Source organism: Streptomyces sp. NPDC029292, assembly GCF_055569295.1.
On record NZ_JBVHXR010000005.1, the window covers coordinates 352,019 to 368,879 of the forward strand.

Here is a 16,861-nt window from a genome sequence, read left to right on the forward strand (position 1 = left end):
ACCGCCGCGACGACCGTGGCGGCCGTCCCTTCGAGCGTCGCGACAACGACCGTGGTGGCTTCCGTCGCGACGAGCGTCGTGACGACCGTGGCGGCCGTACCTTCGAGCGCCGCGACGACCGTGCCGGTCACCGTGGCAGCGACCGTCCCTTCAACCGTGACCGCCAGGACAACCGCCCCTCCAGCGGTTTCCGCGCCGGCAGCCACGACCGCCCGAACGGCCGTCGTGACGACCACCGCGGCACCGGCACCGGCACCGGCTCGTTCGGCCGCCGCGACGAGAAGCCGCGCTGGAAGCGCAACGGCTGACACAGCCTGATGTGATCCATCGAGGGCCCGTACGACTCCGGTCGTACGGGCCCTTCCCGTTGCCCCGACAATCCCTTCTGCCCGCAAGTGCCCCACTGGTGCGCTCCCGTTGCCCACTCAGGGCATGCACATTTCATTCACAGACGTCATGGGCGCCACAGGTGTCGTACGTCGAGGGGCCGGGGGGTTCCGTGGAGGGCCGCACATTCGTACGCCGTCGTGTGCTCGGACGCGGGGGCACGGCGCTGGCCGCGGTTCTCGCGGTGGCCGCGGGTTCGCTGGGGCTCCTGCCGTCGGGGACGGCCGTGGCCGCCACCGGCGCGGACGAGATCGTGCTGCCCGCCGCGGTCAGGACGGGCCCGCGCAATCCAGTGATCGCGGGGTACGGCGACACCGGCCTGCTCTCCCAGCCTGAGGGATCCGCTCATCTGCGCTGGACGGACTACGCGACCGGAGAGTCGCGTGACCTTCCCCAGTACGACGCGGTCCAGGGGCCGGTGCGGCTCGCCCAGTCGGACACCGTCTACGAGATGACGACCACCAAGCCCTACGTCGTCCGGTTCACCGACCTTCCTTCGGGGGCCGACCGGGGGCAGGTCACCGTGCCCCAGGAGCTGAACTGGGCGGGCACCGCGGGCGGGACGGTCGTGGCGTACCTGGGCTCGGCCGCCGCGGTGCGCGAGGTGCACCTGCTGAAGCCGGCCGCCGATGGAGCTGTCACCGACGTGACGGTGACCGGCTGGCCGGAGGGCGCGCAGCTGCTCGCGGTGAGCGAGCGCGACGCCAGGTCGCTGTTGATGCGCTACCGGATGCCCACGGACGACCCGAAGGTCTTCCTCGATCAGCTCGTGCTCGTCGACGTGCGCGACGGATCCGTGGCCAAGGTTTTCGCCCCCTACAAGGCGGGCTCCGGCCGGATTCCCTTCCTCAGCCACGACTACGTCGGCTGGTGGTATCCGGGAGCCGGTGCGCGGCTGGTGCGGCGGGACGACCTCGACGGGCCGGTGGCCGAGGTTCCGGCCCAGGGAACCGAGGGGAAGATCGAGTTCACGGTCGTGGGCGACCAGGTCGTGGTGGCCGACGCGGACACTCGTGCCGTGCTCACGCGCCCCCTGGGCGGCGGTACATGGCGTGAGCTGTTCCCCACGATGGACGGCTGGATCGATCCGGCCCCGGACGGGTCGGCCGTCGTCTCGGCCGGATCCGGGCCGCAGGACTGGGGGGTGCAGCGGCTCACCGAGTCGTCCGACGGGCAGCTCGTCGCCCGCGAGATCATCGACCTGCCGCCGGTGCCCGCACCGATCGACGGGCTGTCCCTCGCCAACGGCACGCTGAACTGGACGGACGAGACCGCCCCTCCGTCGTCCGACGTCATGTTCAACTCGCGCACCGTGCCCGCGGGCAGCAACCCGCAGGTGGGTCCCGTGCGGCAGGGCGGCGGGTGGATCAAGCCGTGCGGGGTCTGGTACGGCTGTGTGCGGCTCTTCGGAGCCGGTGACGGTTCCACCGTCTATTCCGACCGGGGGGCCTATGCCTACCGCCGGACACCCGCGGGCGAGGTCCAGTCGGTGCTGGTTCCCGATTCGTCCGGTGACGTGGTGGCGGCGTACGGCCGGTACGCGGTGTTCTCCGGCGGTACCAACCACAAGCAGCACATCATCGACTGGACGCAGTCCAAGGTCGTGTCGACGCGTACGGCCACGGCCGCGACGGTGTGGGACGGACAGCTGTGGACGACCACATCCACGGCAGGCCATGTGTCGATGAGCCGTCTGGGATCGGATGTGCCGGCCGTGGACGTCAACGTCGGTTCGGCGTGCGTGCCCAGCGAGCTGCAGGTCGACGGCCGCTGGGTCTACTGGGCCTGCGCGGCGCAGGGGACAGCGGGAGTGTTCGACCGCTCCCGGGGGCGGTCCGTGTCCGTACCGGCAGGGGACGCGCTGCTGGCCGACGGGTTCCTGGTCCGGCACGACGCGGGTCGCGGCAAGCTGGTCCGCACGGACTTCGCCTCGGGCAAGGCCGTCACGAGCGATGTGGCCGATCTGCCCCGGACACAGAACCTCGCGGAGCTGAGCGGCGGTTCGGACCGTCGTATCCGCTGGACGGTTGACCCGTACGGGAGCCGGGTGGCCTTCGTGGACCGGGGCGAGCGCATCCATCTTCTGACGGCCGGGTCGCCGGCGGCGCCGGTGTTCCGTGACCACGCCGGACGGGACGGCCTCTCCGACCTGCTCACCCTGAACTCCTCCGGTGCGCTGACCTTCCAGCAGGGCACCGGCAAGGGCGGCTTCGCCGGGAAGGTCTCCGGCAGCGGCTGGTCGACCAAGGTGGTCGCCGTACCCTTCGGCGATCTGAACAACGACCGCTGCAACGACGTCCTGGTGCGGATGAGCGACGGCTCCCTGCGCGGCTATACGCCCACGTGCGGGCAGGCGCCGGTCCCGTCGACGTCGTACAAGGCGCTCGGCTCCGGCTGGAACGCCTACAACGTCCTCACCTCCCCCGGCGACCTGACCGGTGACAAGCGGCCCGACCTGCTCGCGCGGAAGGCCTCGACCGGGGACGTCTATCTCTTCGCCGCGAAGAGCGACGGGACGCTGGCGGCGGGCAAGAAGATCCGCTCCGCGTGGACGGGCTACACGAAGATCGTGGGCGCCGGGGACCTCAACGGTGACGGCTTCGGGGACGTGCTGGCGCGGGACAAGGCAGGGACGCTGTACCGCTACAACGGCACGGGGACGGGCCTGTTGAAGGACCGGGTGAAGGTCTTCTCGAAGTGGGGAGCGTCCTACAACGCGATCGTCGGGGTCGGGGACATCACCGGTGACGGGAAGAGTGACCTGGTCGTGCGGGACACGAGCGGGAACCTCTACCGCAACGACGGCAAGGGGAACGGGTCGTTCGGGTCGCGGGTGAAGATCGCGAGCGGCTGGCAGGGCTACAAGGGCATTTTTTGAGCCAACCCGCTTCCTGAATGGGCGCATGCCGTGCCCCCGGCGAGGGAATCGCTGGGGGCATGACAGATGACGCCATAGCGAGTGGGCTGTCGGACGAAGAACGGCTTGCCCAGCTCGGCTACACGCAGGTTCTCGCCCGCCGCATGTCGGCGTTCTCCAACTACGCGGTCTCCTTCACGATCATCTCGGTCCTGTCGGGCTGCCTGACGCTGTACCTGTTCGGCATGAACACCGGCGGTCCCGCCGTGATCACCTGGGGATGGGTCGCGGTCGGACTGATGACGCTGTTCGTGGGGCTGTCCATGGCCGAGATCTGTTCGGCCTATCCGACCTCCGCGGGCCTGTACTTCTGGGCCCACCGGCTCGCTCCGGAGCGGACGGCGGCCGCCTGGGCCTGGTTCACGGGATGGTTCAACGTCCTCGGCCAGGTCGCGGTGACGGCGGGTATCGACTTCGGAGCGGCGTCCTTCCTGGGCGCCTACTTGAACCTTCAGTTCGACTTCAAGGTGACGCCGGGCCGCACGGTCCTCATCTTCGCCGGAATCCTGGTCCTGCACGGCCTCCTGAACACCTTCGGCGTCCGGATCGTCGCCCTCCTCAACAGCATCAGCGTGTGGTGGCACGTCGTGGGCGTCGCGGTCATCGTGGGCGCGCTCGCCTTCGTACCGGACCACCACCAGTCGACGTCCTTCGTGTTCACGGAGTTCGTGAACAACACGGGCTGGGGCAGCGGCGTCTACGTCGTCCTCATCGGCCTGCTCATGGCGCAGTACACCTTCACCGGGTACGACGCCTCCGCCCATATGACGGAGGAGACGCACGACGCGTCGACGGCGGGCCCGAAGGGCATCGTGCGGTCGATCTGGACCTCATGGATCGCCGGATTCGTCCTGCTCCTGGGCTTCACCTTCGCCATCCAGTCGTACGACAAGGAGCTGGGCTCGGCGACGGGCGCACCCCCGGCGCAGATCCTGCTCGACGCGCTGGGAGCGACGGCGGGCAAACTCCTGCTGCTGGTCGTGATCGGCGCGCAGCTCTTCTGCGGCATGGCGTCGGTGACGGCCAACAGCCGCATGATCTACGCCTTTTCGCGCGACGGAGCGCTGCCCTTCTCGCACGTGTGGCACACCGTGAGCCCGCGCACGCGGACACCGGTGGCGGCGGTGTGGCTGGCGGCGCTGGGAGCGCTGCTGCTCGGCCTCCCGTATCTGATCAACTACGCGGCCTACGCGGCCGTGACCTCGATCGCGGTCATCGGGCTCTACGTCGCGTACGTCATCCCGACCCTGCTGCGGCTGCGCAAGGGTGACGCCTTCGAGCGCGGGCCGTGGCACCTGGGCCGGTACTCGCGGGTCATCGGCGTCGTGTCGGTCGCCTGGGTGGGCGTGATCACCGTTCTCTTCATGCTCCCCCAGGTCTCTCCGGTCACCTGGGAGACCTTCAACTACGCCCCGGTCGCCGTCCTCGTCGTCCTCGGCTTCGCCGCGACCTGGTGGCTGGCCTCGGCCCGCCACTGGTTCCTCAACCCCGAGCACGAGCGCACCATCACCCGCGAGGCGGTCCGTAAGGGGGCGCCCGAACCGGTCGATCCGTAGCGTTGTACGCGTTTGGCGTGGCCGGGTCACCGATACCCGATCGGAGTCCCGGCCTCGTCCGGCTATGCTCGGGGATGCATCGGCACGGGATCGCCGTGGGCCGGTGCGTGGACCCTTAGCTCAATTGGCAGAGCAGTGGACTTTTAATCCATTGGTTGTGGGTTCGAGTCCCACAGGGTCTACGGCTGGTAGGCGGGGGATATAGCCCCTGACCTGCTACGCAGCGTCCGGGTCGGCTTCGGCTGGCTCGGGCGCTGACTTGTTTTCGGGTCCGTGCGTGAGCGATGCGTGAGCGGGTGTCCGAGCCGGGTGGACGGACGTGCATCCGCGCGGCTACTGACACCACGGGTGACACGCAGCTTTTGCCGTCTGGCGTGGCCCTGTTCCGTCTACGGTACGAGCGCGAGACGTGCGCGATGGCAGTGACAAAGGGGGCGGTCGTGGATTCACTTGCGAAGAAGGTCGTCGTACTGACTGCCCTGCCTCTGGAGTATCGGGCGATGCGCCGCTTGCTGGAGGAGCCGAGGAGGGTCGACCACGCTGGCACCATCTTCGAGTGCGGGCGACTGGCTGGTACGTCCACGACGGTCTGCCTGGCCGTCACAGGAGCTGGAAACGACTCCGCAGCTGTTATCACCGAGCGAGCCATCAACTTCTTCCGGCCTGAGGCGGTCTTCTTCACCGGGATCGCGGGATCGCTCAAGGCGGATGTCTCCCCCGGCGACGTGGTGGTCGCCATTGAGGTGTACTCGTATCACGGAGGGAAGCAGGATCCGGACGGATTCAAGGCGCGCCCACGGGGTTGGGAAGCCTCCTACTCGCTTCAGCAAGTGGCGATGTACGTGGACAACGTGGGTGCCTGGGCCGCGAACCTGACACAGGACTCTGGGGAGTCCGCAGAAGTGCACTTCAAGCCCATCGTGACAGGCGACGTCGTGGTGAACGCCCCTGCTGGGTCGCCGCTGCGAGTCTTCTTGGACGAGCACTACAACGGCGCCGTCGCTGTCGAAATGGAGGCTGCAGGATTCGCCAATGCGGCTCACAAGGCCGAAGGGGTGCCTCACCTGATGATCCGGGGCATCAGCGATCTGGCGGACGGGACTAAACAGAGCACCGACCGCGTCGGTCTGCAAGGAATCGCGGCTCAGAATGCTGCGTCGTTCACGGCCGAAGTGATCGCTCACCTCACCCCTGCGGATGCCCCTTCAGGCTCAGAATCGGTTGTCACTGAGGGAGGGCCGAACGGTGAGCTGATCTGGCAGCCCCTCGATCGGCCAGCCGATGTGTCCTGGTACAGGGACCTCGTTCCTTCGAGCGCTTATACCAGCGGGCCTTCTCTGCTGGAGATTCACTTGGTGCCCGTACCTGCGACGAACCGAGTGCCGGCGGTGCGTATGCAGCAGCTGGCCGCCGAGCTGGTTGACCTGGGGCGTTCGGGAAGATTGTTCACGAACCTCGAACACGTCGAGGTCCAGGACTCGGCCGAGATGATTGCGGTGACTGTGGCTGATCGGCGCGGTCGCTCGGCCGGGCTTGCAATCACGCGATCCGGTCAGCGCAGCGCTTGGGAAGCACTGCCGAATCCGGGCCTCACTTATGTGCTCGACGAGGACCATGCACGGGAGCGGATCACGGTTCTACTGGCCTTGTTGGAGGCTATTGACGGGCCAGCCTCTCCTTCCTACGCTCCCGCGGCTGGCATCGAGAAGACCATGCTGGTTACTGTCGAGCGCCTCAGCGAGGTCAACCCCAACTCCGCCGGGCTACGCGTGAGCGACACGCCCATCCGGGCTGAGCCCGAGGAGGCAGTCACCGCTGCGGTTGTTGCTGGCCGCGGCAGTGAATTGGCTAGGGAGCTGACCGCCCGATTGATCTACTCCTTCCGCTCTCCTCGCCGTTAAGGGCGGCTGTGCCTGATGAGCGTCCTACCACCCAGCTGATCAACGGGCCCGAGGGGCTACGTGGTGTCGGCTCGGCGACTACGTGGGATCAACGCCGCCGCCTTCTCCGCGATCTCGCGGTCCAGCTCCGGCAGCAGACTCGTGTAGGTGTCCGAGGTCAGCGTGATGGTGGAGTGCCGCAGTGTCTCCTTCACCGTGTGGATGTCACCGCCGCCTCCGTGCGTGAGCGTCGCGGAGACGTGGCGCAGGTCCCGCAGGGTGATGGGCGGCAGGTCGGTCGTGGCGAGGATGCGGCGGAAGGTCTCGGAGACCGTCTCGGGGTGAAGCCAGGAGCCGTCCTCCTTCGTGAAGACCTTGCCTGTGTCCTTCCAGGCGCTGCTCCACTGCGCCCGTTCCTTCTCCTGACGGACCTTGTGGTCTCGCAGGACGGCGATGTTCATGCTGTCGAGCGCGATCGTGTTCGCGCTGCCGTCCGTCTTCGGCTCGGACTCGTACGTGTCCCAGCCGTCCATCACGATCTCCTTGGCGGGGGTGATGAGGCCGGCGTCGAGGTCTATCTCGTGCCAGTCCTGGCCGACCGCCTCGCCGCGACGGAGGCCGCGGGTGCCCATCAGGTGGAAGATTGCGTACAGCCGGTCACCCTCGGCGGCGTCGAGGAAAGCGCCGAACTGTTGCGGGGTCCACACCATGACCGCGCCAGGGATCTCGCCCGTCTCACGCCACCGCCGGACCCGCTCGTTGGTCCACAGGAGAGGCTTCGGGCGCTTGCCGGACTCCAACTCGACGTGGGACGCCGGATTGAAGGTGATCATCTGCTGGGCGATCGCGGAGTTCTGGGCCGCGCGCAAGGTACGGCGGATCGCCTGACGGGACGCCACCTGGACGAAGACCGGCGACACCGTCACCCGCAACGTGAGGGACCTCACCGGCGACTTCGCCGCCACCACCGGCGCCGAGAGCAACGCCGTCCTGCAACTCGCCAACCTGCACGGCGACATCGCCGTCCAGCTCCCGCTGGACACCACCGTCGCGGCCACCGTCCAGCACTACGACGAGTACGGCAACGTCCTCGACGACACTGCGGCCACCCGCTACGGCTGGACCGGCGCCAAGCAGCGTTCCGGTGACACGCTCAGCGGCTACACGCTGATGGGGCTCAGGCTGTACGACCCGTCCACGGGGCGGTTCCTCCAGGTCGACTCGGTCGCCGAGGGCTCGCCGAACCACTACGGCTACCCTGTCGACCCGGTCATGATGTACGACCTCGACGGTACGAGCTGGTGGAGCAGCTGGTACTGGAAACGGCGGTGCATCGCGCTCGTCGGGATGCTGATACTCAGCGTCATTCCCTGGACGGCGTGGACCAAGATCGTGGCGATCGCGTACCGGATCTCGAAGAGTCTGAAGCGCGCGAAGCGAATCATCCGCATCGTTCGGCGGGTGGTACGCGGCGAAGGGTTCAACTCCAACTCGGTGGTCCAGGGGATTTTCACCCTGTACTTCGGGTGGAACGACATCAAGACCGCCTGCCGTAAGGCGTGGTGACCGGCTGGCCCCTCCGACCTCCGGGGCCGGAGGGGCCAGCGTGTACCGCAGGTCCATTGCTGGTCCTTTACGGGTCCTTTGCAGGTCCGTTTGCTGGAGAAAGGTTCGTTGTCGGCGTGTTGGACATAGCCCTGTTCGCTGTCGTGGTGGTCGAGTTGCTTGGCATTGCCGGGATTTCCCTCGCCAATAAGAAGATGGTCACCGACCTTCCCTTCCAGTACGTCCTGCTGGGCGTTCTGGCGGTGAGCTGGGGGATGCAACACTCCGCGGAGTCTCGTACGCCGTTTGTGGATGGCGTGCTCTCGGGGGTGGTGATCCCGGTGCTCCTTGTCCGGGCTGTCGAGTACTACTTCGAGCGGCGGGAGGAAAGCCGCTTGCGCAGCGTCATCCTCAGAGGAGCGTGGGTCTTCGTGCCACTGCACGCCGCGTGCACCGGAATGTTCGGGTGAGGCAAGCCCGGGCGTGATCGCTGCCGTCGCTCCCCTCGTGCGTCCGGAAAGGACGCACGAGGGGGCGGCGCTGTATTCGGCAAGGACCGTGCTGCTCCCGCTCGCCGGGAGAGGACGGTCGGGGGTTATCCGCCTGCCGCTTCGCGCATCGCCGCCCGCACCCGGGCCGCTCCGGCCAGTGCGGCGCCGACGGACTCCGGCTCCTGTGTCGGGTGGGTCGGCGTGATGCCGGCGCAGGTCCGGCAGATGCCGGTCTGCCGGCCGCGCGGCAGAGGTGCCCAGCAGCGCTCAGCCGACACCCTCAGCGGCTGCACCCTCATGGGCGTCCGGTTGTAGCCGTCCCGTATGGGCTGCGAGTATCGAATGAGCGCCACTCGAGGCTGCGATGTTGCTGCTCAGCGACTCGCCGTGCGTGAGCGATGCGTGAGCGGACGGTGTAGTAGCGATCATTACGGAGCAGACCGCGTACGACCCAGTACCTGTCCTGACCAGGTGGTTCCGGACACCGAGTCAGCGTCCGGAACCACCCAGCAAGATCCCGCCAAGACTTTTAATCCATTGGTTGTGGGTTCGAGTCCCACAGGGTCTACCGGTTTCAGTAGTACCGGAACCCCCGCTGACCTGGTCAGACGGGGGTTCCGTCGTTTCCGGGTTCGGCTCGGCGGGCGAATCCGTAGGCGAGGTGGTCACCGAGTGGTCACACCCGACCATCAAGGGAACGTCAACGCGCGCGCGAAGGCCTACTGGTGGGGGAGCCTCGGTTCGCTGGTGTCCTACGCCGCAAGTTCGTCGAAGAAGTCCAGCAAGGTGCCGGCGGCGAAGTCTCCTGATGGCAGCGGTGTTCGCCGTGCCCGTCGCGGAACCCTCCAGAGTCCTTGACCGACTTTCGGCGCGCCACACGAGGTCCTGCCGCCTCGCCCCGGCGGAAAGCACGGGCGCACGCCTACAGCGTGGGAAATCATGAAGCATGCGACCGGATGACTGGCACCTCACCGAAGACGTCGACGACTTCCTCGCCCGAGCCGGAGACTTCCTGCGCTCACGGCCCGCCCTGCACACCATGCCGCTGACGGTGACCGAGAAACTGCGAACACGCGGGGCGGACGCATACGGCGCCCAAGCCACCGTCTTCGGCCGACTGGAGCGAGCGGGCAAGGTCCGCGCCACCTTCTACCGCCTCCCGTCCCGCGGCCTGAGCCTCACCCCCCTCGCTCCCGAGCATGCCGACACCCTCGCCGCCCACCTGGCCGCCCTCGGGCACTCCCTTCCATACGTCAGCGCGGACCACAGCACCGCCACTGCTTTCGCCGAGGCATGGCAGCGGCACACAGGCGCAGCGCCGGCACTCAGCAAGCGGATCCGTCTGTACCGTCTTGGCACGCTCACCCCACCGGAGCCGCTCCCAGCGGGCCGGGGCCGAGTCGTGGGCGAGCAGGACCATGAGCAACTCGTGTGCTGGTGCGGCGAGTTCGTCGACACCGTCGGAGAAGTCCCCGCCGTGGACGCCGGCTCCTGGGCCGGCTCGCGCTTCGCCGACAGACACTTCACGTTCTGGGAGACCCCGGACGGCACTCCCGTCTCCATGGCGGCCGTGACCTCGATGGTCGCCGGCATGGTCCGGGTGGACCCCGTCTACACCCCGGCTCACCTCCGGGGTCGTGGCTACGCGGGCGCCGTGACGGTCGAGGTGAGCAGGGCCGCGCTGGCCGCAGGCGCGACGGACGTCGTGCTCTTCGCGGACCCGGCCAACCCCACCAGCAACGCCCTCTACCAACGCATCGGATACGTCCCGGTTACCGACTGGGCCGCGTACGACTTCTCATGTGCCGCACCGGAAGTCAGGTAAGAACTCGCGGTCCACCGCTCCGGTTCCGGACGGGACCACGTCCGTTCCCTGCTCGGTGGGGGTCCGCCTGGTCTCGGCCCACGGAGTCGGATGAGGACATGACGGCCTTCAGCGTGCCGCTGTCCGGCGCGGAGGTGCACGTCTGGTTCGGCACCAGCGAAAGCACCGGGGCGGTCGAGGACCTGACCCTGCTGTCCCGAGAGGAGAAGCTGCGCTGCGCGCGCATCGCCGACGCCGTGGAACGCCGTTGGTTCATCGGCGCGCGGGCGGGCGCGCGCCGCGTCCCCGCGGGATGCGCGGGCGACGCACCCGAGCGGGTGCGGCTCGTCCGGGACCCGGAGACGGGCGACCGGTCCGCGGGCCTTCCCGGGGACCGCGGAGCCGCCCCGCTGGTGGTGGCCACGGCCCACAGCGCGTGCCGCCGGCTGATCGCCCTCGCCGCGTACGAGGACACGGTGGGCGCCTTCCGCCGGGACTTCCCGGCCTCCGACGGAAAGCAGCCCGGCGATCCCGCCAAGGCGGCCGCCGCGATCCTCACCGCGCTGGCGGCGCCGCACACCCCGCTGCGGCTGGTGCTGGGCGGCGACGCGCTGGACGCGGTGACGGCCGCGGAGAGCCGGACCCTCGCCGAACAGGCCGAATGGGAGCCGGTCAGCCGGGGCACGGACCTCGACGACGTCGGCTGGCTGGGGCCTGTCGTTCGACGGCAGAGCTCGGGCAGCACCGGGCCGGGCAGCACCGGGCCGGTCAGCCCGCCGTGAGTTCCGGCAGGGGCAGCGTGTGCTGGGTCTGGAGGACCTTCGCGCGGAGGTAGCGGACGTTGTGGGCGGTGGTGAAGACGCCCGTCGGGACGCGGTGGGAGACCGTGACGCCCAGGTCGCGGAGCTGGTCGGCCTTGTCGGGGTTGTTGGAGAGCAGGTCCAGGGCGTCGATGCCGAGGGCCCGCAGCATCTGGGCGGCCGCGGTGTAGTCGCGGCCGTCCTCCGGGAGGCCGAGCGCGGCGTTGGCGGCGTACGTGTCGAGGCCCTGGTCCTGGAGGGCGTACGCGTCGAGCTTGTTGTAGAGGCCGATGCCGCGGCCCTCCTGGCGCAGGTACAGCAGCACACCGCCCCGGTCGGCGATCCGCTCCACCGCCTCGCGCAGCTGCGGTCCGCAGTCGCAGCGGGCCGAGCCGAAGACATCGCCGGTCAGGCACTCGGAGTGCAGCCGCACCAGCGGGGTCGCGCCGGGCTCGCCGAGCACGACGGCCAGGTGTTCCAGCCCGTCGGCGAGGCCGTGGAAGGTGACGAGCTCCGCGTCGACCGAGTAGCCGTCGCCGAAGCGCAGGGGCACAGTGACGCGGGTGCGCACCGTGGCGGTGGGGAAATCGCGCATGTTGTCTCTCCGGTCCAGCGGGGTCGTACCAGATGGGGCTTCGCGTAGTGCTTCAGATGTGTTGCAGGCGGGAGGTGCTTCAGATTTGAAGCAAGCTCTCGGAGAGAGACCCTACATGTGCTTTAAAATTCAAGCAATGCCGAATGTCGAATGCCGTCTCACGGCTCACACGGCTCGCGCCCCGGTCTCAGGAGGAACGCCGCCGCCACGGCAGATCTTCCCCGCAGGCCCCGGGATCTTCGCCCTGGATGACCCGCGCGATGCTCCCGCAGATCTCCTCCAGTTGCCCCACCTGCTCGGGGGTCAGATGGTCGAAGACCGCCGTGCGCACCGTTTCGACATGTCCCGGGGCCGTCCGTTCCAGGACGGCCATGCCCTCGTCCGTGAGCACGGCGACGTGGCCGCGCTTGTCGGTGGGACAGCCCTCGCGGCGTACCGTGCCGTCGTTCTCCAGCCGGGTCACCGCGTACGTCAGCCTGCTGCGGGTGATCTTCAGGAGCTCGGCGAGCTCGGTCATCCGCAGCCGCCGGTCCGGCGCTTCGGAGAGCATGGCCAGGATGGAGTAATAAAGGTGAGGCATGCCCGCCTGCGCCTGGAGCTGCCGGTCGATCGCGTCCTCCAGGAGGGAGGAGGCGGAGAGGTACGAGCGCCAGGCGCGCTGCTCGGCGGGGGAGAGCCAGCGGGTCGTCATACCGCCAGTCTAGGTACTGTTTAAAAGTTGAACCACTAGGAGCCCAAAGCTCGGAGCTGGAGGGTGCGCCCCATGCCCCACCCCTACGTCCTGTTGTCCGCCGCCGTCTCCCTCGACGGCTTCCTGGACGACACCGGCCCCGAGCGGCTGCTGCTCTCCGGCCCGGCCGACTTCGACCGGGTCGACGAGGTACGGGCCTCCAGCGACGCGATCCTGGTCGGCGCGGGCACGCTCCGCGCGGACAATCCCCGGCTCCTGGTCAACTCGGCCGAACGGCGCGCGGCACGGGTCGCCGCCGGGCGTCCGGAGTACCCGCTGAAGGTCACGGTCAGCGGGTCCGGCGACCTCGACCCGGCGGCGCAGTTCTGGCACACGGGCGGCGAGAAGGTCGTCTACACGACGGACAAGGGCGCGGGGAAGGCCGCCGGCCTCTTGCACGGGCTCGGCGTCGAGGTGGTGTCGACCGGGCCCGAGCTCGACTGGCGGGTGCTGCTGGAACACCTTCATGACGTACGAGGTGTGCGGCGCCTCATGGTCGAAGGGGGCGGCCGGGTCCACACCCAGCTGATGCGGGAGGGGCTCGCGGACGAGTTGCAGCTCGCCGTCGCGCCGCTGTTCGTGGGGGAGGCGGACGCGCCGCGGCTGTTCGGGCCCGGGGTGTATCCCCCCGGGCGGATGCGGCTGGTGGAGACGCGGGCCGTCGGGGACGTCGTCCTCATCCGGTACGTGCCCACGGCGCCCGGAGCCGGGGGGCTCGCCTCCGCCGCGGACCGGCACTGGCTGGCGCTCGCGTGCGAGCTGGCGGAGCTGTGCCCGCCGTCGGAGACCGCGTTCAGCGTGGGGGCGGTGGTGGTGGCGGCCGACGGGACCGAGCTGGCCCGGGGGCACTCGCGGGAGGGCGGCGATTCCGTGGTGCATGCCGAGGAGGCGGCGCTTGCCAAGATCGCGGCCGGTGATCCCCGGCTCGGCTCCGCCACGGTGTACAGCAGTCTGGAGCCGTGTGCGCGCCGGGCGTCGCGGCCCGCGCCGTGTGCGCGGCTGATCCTCGACGCCGGGGTGCGGCGGGTGGTCACCGCCTGGCGAGAGCCCGACACGTTCGTCCCGGGGGCCGACGGGAGCGGGGTCCTGGTGGCCGAGGGCGCCGAAGTCGTCGTACTCCCGGAGTACGAGGAGCGGGCCATGGCGCCGAACCGGCACCTTCTCGGGGCGGGGTAGCACGCGGGTAGCACCGCCGTCGTGGGGCGCGCGTAAACGGCCGTCGTGGGGCGCCCGTAAACGTGTGTGCTTCGGGTCCCGCGGATGGCGTACACTAATTTCAACGACGCGGGGTGGAGCAGCTCGGTAGCTCGCTGGGCTCATAACCCAGAGGTCGCAGGTTCAAATCCTGTCCCCGCTACTGAAGGCCAAGGGCCGGAACTCGGATTCACGAGTTCCGGCCCTTGGTGTTTACCGACGTCCCCCAGTCGGCCCACACCGGTCGCCCCCCTGGTGGATACCGGCCGGGGCCGGTACACGGGCGGCGCCCTGACGGACGACATGGCGCTGCTTGCCGTACGGCGTCCTCGACCGTCATGGCTACGGCGTCCTGAGCGTCGTACGTCCGGCGTCCTTGATCGTTGTCACCGGGGGTGATCGGGTGACGCCCCTCCGCATAACAACTGACACACCGTCAAATGAACGGGGATTGATAAGCCTTGGTCAACTCGCCCGATTTCCACCGGTGGTGACCCGTAAGTCCTGGCCAAAAGCGTTAACGATCAGTACGAACGGCTTGGAATCCAGTGCCCGGGTCTATTAACGTTCGATAACGCAGCGCGGTCGTCCCAGCCGTCACAAGAGATGGCTCCGTGCGCACGCGCCGAATCCCGCAAGGGAACCGGGGAACCACCAACTTGGGGTGAATCGAGCGTCTTTCGCGGCAGGAATGCTGTGGTGGACGCGCGTAGGAGACCTTCCTGCTCCGAACCCGTCAGCTAACCCGGTAGGCGAGAAGGAAGGAAAGGAGTGCGCCCACGTGGCGTCCAACCGGCCTGCCCAGCCAACCTCGTTCGCGCCGAACGACACACAGCCCTTCGGCTACGGCAACGACGAGGGCCCCTGGGAGGAGTGGAATCCCACCGAGGATTCCGTCCGTCCCGTCCGCGGCCGGCACCGCGTCAGTAAGCAGCGCGGCGGAGGACTCGCCCGCAGCTCCACGGTTCTCGGCGTCGGCGTCATAGCCGCCGTCGGCGCGGGCGGCATGGCCACCGCGGCGCCCGGCAAGCCCCCCGTGTCGATCTCGCTGCCCGACCTGTCGTCGGTCACCGACTCGGCCAAGGCCCTGATATCCGACGGCGACTCCGGCACGCCCAAGGGCTCCGCCACCCCGCTCACCACCGCCGGGCTGACCAGCGCCGACACCGCGCAGGGCACCGCCGACGCGGGCGAGGCCCTGCGCGCCCGCATCATGGAGCAGGCCGAGTCGCAGCAGGACCAGGTCGACAGCGCGGCCCAGCAGGCCGCCGAGACCGCCGCCGCGAAGAAGGCCGTCGCGCTGGCCGCCAAGCAGCAGGACGACGCCGCGGCCAAGGCCGCCGCCGCCAAGAAGAAGGCGGAAGAGGTGGCCAAGGCGAAGGCCGAGGCGGAGCGCCTCGCCGAGCTCGCCAAGAGCTACGCGCTGCCCACCTCCTCGTACACCCTGACGTCGCGCTTCGGTGACGCCGGCTCCATGTGGTCCTCCGGCTACCACACCGGCCTGGACTTCGCCGCGCCCACCGGCACGCTGATCAAGGCGATCCACAGCGGCACCGTCACGGAGGCGGGCTGGGCCGGTTCGTACGGCTACCGCACGATCCTCACCCTCGACGACGGTACGGAGCTGTGGTTCTGCCACCAGTCGTCGATCAGCGTGAGCGTGGGGCAGAAGGTCGCCACGGGTGATGTCATCGGGCGCGTGGGTGCGACGGGCAATGTCACCGGGCCGCACCTCCACCTGGAGGTCCACCCCGCCGGCGGCGACGCGATCGACCCGATGGCGTGGCTGCAGAGCAAGGGCCTCAACCCCTGATCTCTTGAACTCTGGGCCTCGTCGTCTCGTGGTTTCTTGATCCCTTGATCTTTCTCCGCTGAACTCCGGCGGTTCTGATGCCATCCCCCCGACACCAGGACCGCCGGTCAGGCGTTTGTGCGGAATCGTCCGTGCGGAATACGGCCATCCGGTACGGGCGTTGAAACTGAGCATGACTTCTCTCCGCAAGCTTGGTTCGTCCGACCTCGAGGTCTTCCCGCTCGCCCTCGGCGGCAACGTCTTCGGCTGGACCGCCGACGAGGCGCAGTCCTTCGCCGTGCTCGACGCGTACGCGGCCGCGGGTGGCAACTTCATCGACACCGCCGACTCGTACTCGGCGTGGATCGAGGGCAACAAGGGTGGCGAGTCCGAGACCATCATCGGCAAGTGGGTCAAGGCGCGCGGCAACCGTTCCGACGTCGTGATCGCCACCAAGGTCAGCCAGCACCCCGACTACCTGGGGCTGTCCGGCGCCAACATCAAGGCCGCGGCCGAGGCCTCCCTGCGCCGCCTGGACACCGACTACATCGACCTCTACTTCACGCACTTCGACAAGCCGGAAGTGCCGTTCGAGGAGATCGTCACCGCGCTCGACGAGCTGGTGCGGGAGGGCAAGGTGCGGGCGATCGCCGCCTCCAACATCACGCCCGAGCGGCTCCAGGCGTCCCTGGAGTTCTCCGACCGCGAGGGCCTCGCGCGCTACGTCGCCCTCCAGCCCCACTACAACCTGGTCTCGCGCGACACCTACGAGGGCCCGCTCCAGGAGCTCGCCTCCCGCACCGGCCTGGCCGCCATCCCGTACTTCGCGCTGGCCTCCGGCTTCCTCACCGGCAAGTACCGCCCCGGTACGACGGTCGACAGCGCGCGTGCGCAGGGCGCCGGAAAGCACCTCGAGTCGGAGCGGGGCGTTCGCGTGCTGGCCGCCCTCGACGAGGTCGCCCAGGCGCACGATGCCCAGGTCGCCACGGTCGCCCTGGCCTGGCTGGCCGCCCAGCCGACGGTGGCCGCCCCGATCGCTTCGGCCCGCACGGTCGAGCAGCTTCCGGCACTGCTCGGGGTGGCGGACCTGACCCTGACGGACGACGAGCTGGCCAAGCTGACACAGGCGTCGGCCTGATCCGCTTCTCCGCCGCCGTGGCGATCGGCCAT

13 protein-coding genes, 2 tRNA genes, 2 pseudogenes and 1 riboswitch are annotated in these 16,861 nt (G+C 68.9%); of the genes and pseudogenes, 13 read left to right on the forward strand and 4 right to left on the reverse strand.

The features are described from left to right. The 5 genes and pseudogenes from ACZ4WS_RS15040 to ACZ4WS_RS15060 all read left to right on the forward strand — a co-directional run. Positions 1–308: pseudogene (locus ACZ4WS_RS15040) on the forward strand (DEAD/DEAH box helicase); the annotation flags it as partial. Between the two features lie 191 nt (positions 309–499). Then, positions 500–3,265 carry an FG-GAP repeat domain-containing protein gene (locus ACZ4WS_RS15045; RefSeq protein ID WP_467980480.1) on the forward strand — a complete coding sequence of 922 codons (2,766 nt, stop codon included), beginning with the start codon at positions 500–502 and terminating at the stop codon, positions 3,263–3,265. A gap of 59 nt (positions 3,266–3,324) precedes the next feature. Then, positions 3,325–4,860: an amino acid permease gene (locus tag ACZ4WS_RS15050; RefSeq protein ID WP_467980482.1), complete on the forward strand. Its 1,536-nt coding sequence runs from the start codon at positions 3,325–3,327 to the stop codon at positions 4,858–4,860. Between the two features lie 109 nt (positions 4,861–4,969). After that, positions 4,970–5,042 (forward strand) — tRNA-Lys (locus ACZ4WS_RS15055). Positions 5,043–5,234: 192 nt separating this feature from the next. Further along, positions 5,235–6,761: a 5'-methylthioadenosine/S-adenosylhomocysteine nucleosidase family protein gene (locus tag ACZ4WS_RS15060; RefSeq protein ID WP_467980484.1), complete on the forward strand. Its 1,527-nt coding sequence runs from the start codon at positions 5,235–5,237 to the stop codon at positions 6,759–6,761. Between the two features lie 56 nt (positions 6,762–6,817). Here the strand turns inward: ACZ4WS_RS15060 and ACZ4WS_RS15065 are convergent. Beyond that, positions 6,818–7,636: pseudogene (locus ACZ4WS_RS15065) on the reverse strand (site-specific integrase); the annotation flags it as partial. A 37-nt stretch (positions 7,637–7,673) separates the two neighbouring features. On the opposite strand from ACZ4WS_RS15065, the gene ACZ4WS_RS15070 reads away from it, so the two are divergent. After that, a complete protein-coding gene (locus ACZ4WS_RS15070; protein WP_467980486.1) occupies positions 7,674–8,306 on the forward strand; it encodes an RHS repeat-associated core domain-containing protein in 633 nt (210 codons plus the stop codon). Between the two features lie 116 nt (positions 8,307–8,422). Beyond that, complete coding sequence (locus ACZ4WS_RS15075; RefSeq protein ID WP_467980488.1) at positions 8,423–8,755, forward strand: hypothetical protein; 333 nt, start codon at positions 8,423–8,425, stop codon at positions 8,753–8,755. Between the two features lie 125 nt (positions 8,756–8,880). Here the strand turns inward: ACZ4WS_RS15075 and ACZ4WS_RS15080 are convergent, their stop codons facing one another. Beyond that, complete coding sequence (locus ACZ4WS_RS15080) at positions 8,881–9,075, reverse strand: hypothetical protein (RefSeq protein WP_467980490.1); 195 nt, start codon at positions 9,073–9,075, stop codon at positions 8,881–8,883. Positions 9,076–9,722: 647 nt separating this feature from the next. Between ACZ4WS_RS15080 and ACZ4WS_RS15085 the strand changes: the two genes are divergently transcribed. After that, on the forward strand, positions 9,723–10,601 hold the full coding sequence (locus ACZ4WS_RS15085) for a GNAT family N-acetyltransferase (RefSeq protein ID WP_467980492.1): 879 nt from the start codon (positions 9,723–9,725) through the stop codon (positions 10,599–10,601). 98 nt (positions 10,602–10,699) lie between these two features. Then, complete coding sequence (locus ACZ4WS_RS15090) at positions 10,700–11,362, forward strand: hypothetical protein (protein WP_467980494.1); 663 nt, start codon at positions 10,700–10,702, stop codon at positions 11,360–11,362. On the opposite strand, the gene ACZ4WS_RS15095 is transcribed toward ACZ4WS_RS15090, so the two are convergent. Next, positions 11,349–11,975: a GTP cyclohydrolase II gene (locus ACZ4WS_RS15095; protein WP_467980495.1), complete on the reverse strand. Its 627-nt coding sequence runs from the start codon at positions 11,973–11,975 to the stop codon at positions 11,349–11,351. The two genes, ACZ4WS_RS15090 and ACZ4WS_RS15095, sit on opposite strands and share 14 nt — an antisense overlap. Before the next feature lie 187 nt (positions 11,976–12,162). Then, a complete protein-coding gene (locus tag ACZ4WS_RS15100) occupies positions 12,163–12,666 on the reverse strand; it encodes a MarR family winged helix-turn-helix transcriptional regulator (protein WP_467980496.1) in 504 nt (167 codons plus the stop codon). Between the two features lie 72 nt (positions 12,667–12,738). Between ACZ4WS_RS15100 and ACZ4WS_RS15105 the strand changes: the two genes are divergently transcribed. From ACZ4WS_RS15105 to ACZ4WS_RS15120, 4 genes are all read left to right on the forward strand, one after another. Then, a complete protein-coding gene (locus ACZ4WS_RS15105; RefSeq protein WP_467980497.1) occupies positions 12,739–13,881 on the forward strand; it encodes a dihydrofolate reductase family protein in 1,143 nt (380 codons plus the stop codon). Positions 13,882–13,988: 107 nt separating this feature from the next. Then, positions 13,989–14,062: transfer RNA gene (locus ACZ4WS_RS15110), tRNA-Met, on the forward strand. A 450-nt stretch (positions 14,063–14,512) separates the two neighbouring features. Further along, positions 14,513–14,669, forward strand: a riboswitch (cyclic di-AMP (ydaO/yuaA leader). Between the two features lie 11 nt (positions 14,670–14,680). Next, complete coding sequence (locus ACZ4WS_RS15115) at positions 14,681–15,712, forward strand: M23 family metallopeptidase (RefSeq protein WP_467980499.1); 1,032 nt, start codon at positions 14,681–14,683, stop codon at positions 15,710–15,712. A gap of 172 nt (positions 15,713–15,884) precedes the next feature. Beyond that, entirely contained in the window at positions 15,885–16,829 is a 945-nt protein-coding gene (locus tag ACZ4WS_RS15120; protein ID WP_467980501.1) for an aldo/keto reductase, read from the forward strand. The last annotated feature ends 32 nt before the right edge of the window (positions 16,830–16,861 follow it).

Coding starts and splice junctions, on each gene's coding strand:
- ACZ4WS_RS15050 (WP_467980482.1), top strand. CDS start 3,325: ATGACAGATGACGCCATAGCGAGTGGGCTGTCGGACGAAGAACGGCTT.
- ACZ4WS_RS15080 (WP_467980490.1), bottom strand. CDS start 9,075: ATGAGGGTGCAGCCGCTGAGGGTGTCGGCTGAGCGCTGCTGGGCACCT.
- ACZ4WS_RS15085 (WP_467980492.1), top strand. CDS start 9,723: ATGCGACCGGATGACTGGCACCTCACCGAAGACGTCGACGACTTCCTC.
- ACZ4WS_RS15090 (WP_467980494.1), top strand. CDS start 10,700: ATGACGGCCTTCAGCGTGCCGCTGTCCGGCGCGGAGGTGCACGTCTGG.
- ACZ4WS_RS15095 (WP_467980495.1), bottom strand. CDS start 11,975: ATGCGCGATTTCCCCACCGCCACGGTGCGCACCCGCGTCACTGTGCCC.
- ACZ4WS_RS15100 (WP_467980496.1), bottom strand. CDS start 12,666: ATGACGACCCGCTGGCTCTCCCCCGCCGAGCAGCGCGCCTGGCGCTCG.
- ACZ4WS_RS15105 (WP_467980497.1), top strand. CDS start 12,739: ATGCCCCACCCCTACGTCCTGTTGTCCGCCGCCGTCTCCCTCGACGGC.
- ACZ4WS_RS15120 (WP_467980501.1), top strand. CDS start 15,885: ATGACTTCTCTCCGCAAGCTTGGTTCGTCCGACCTCGAGGTCTTCCCG.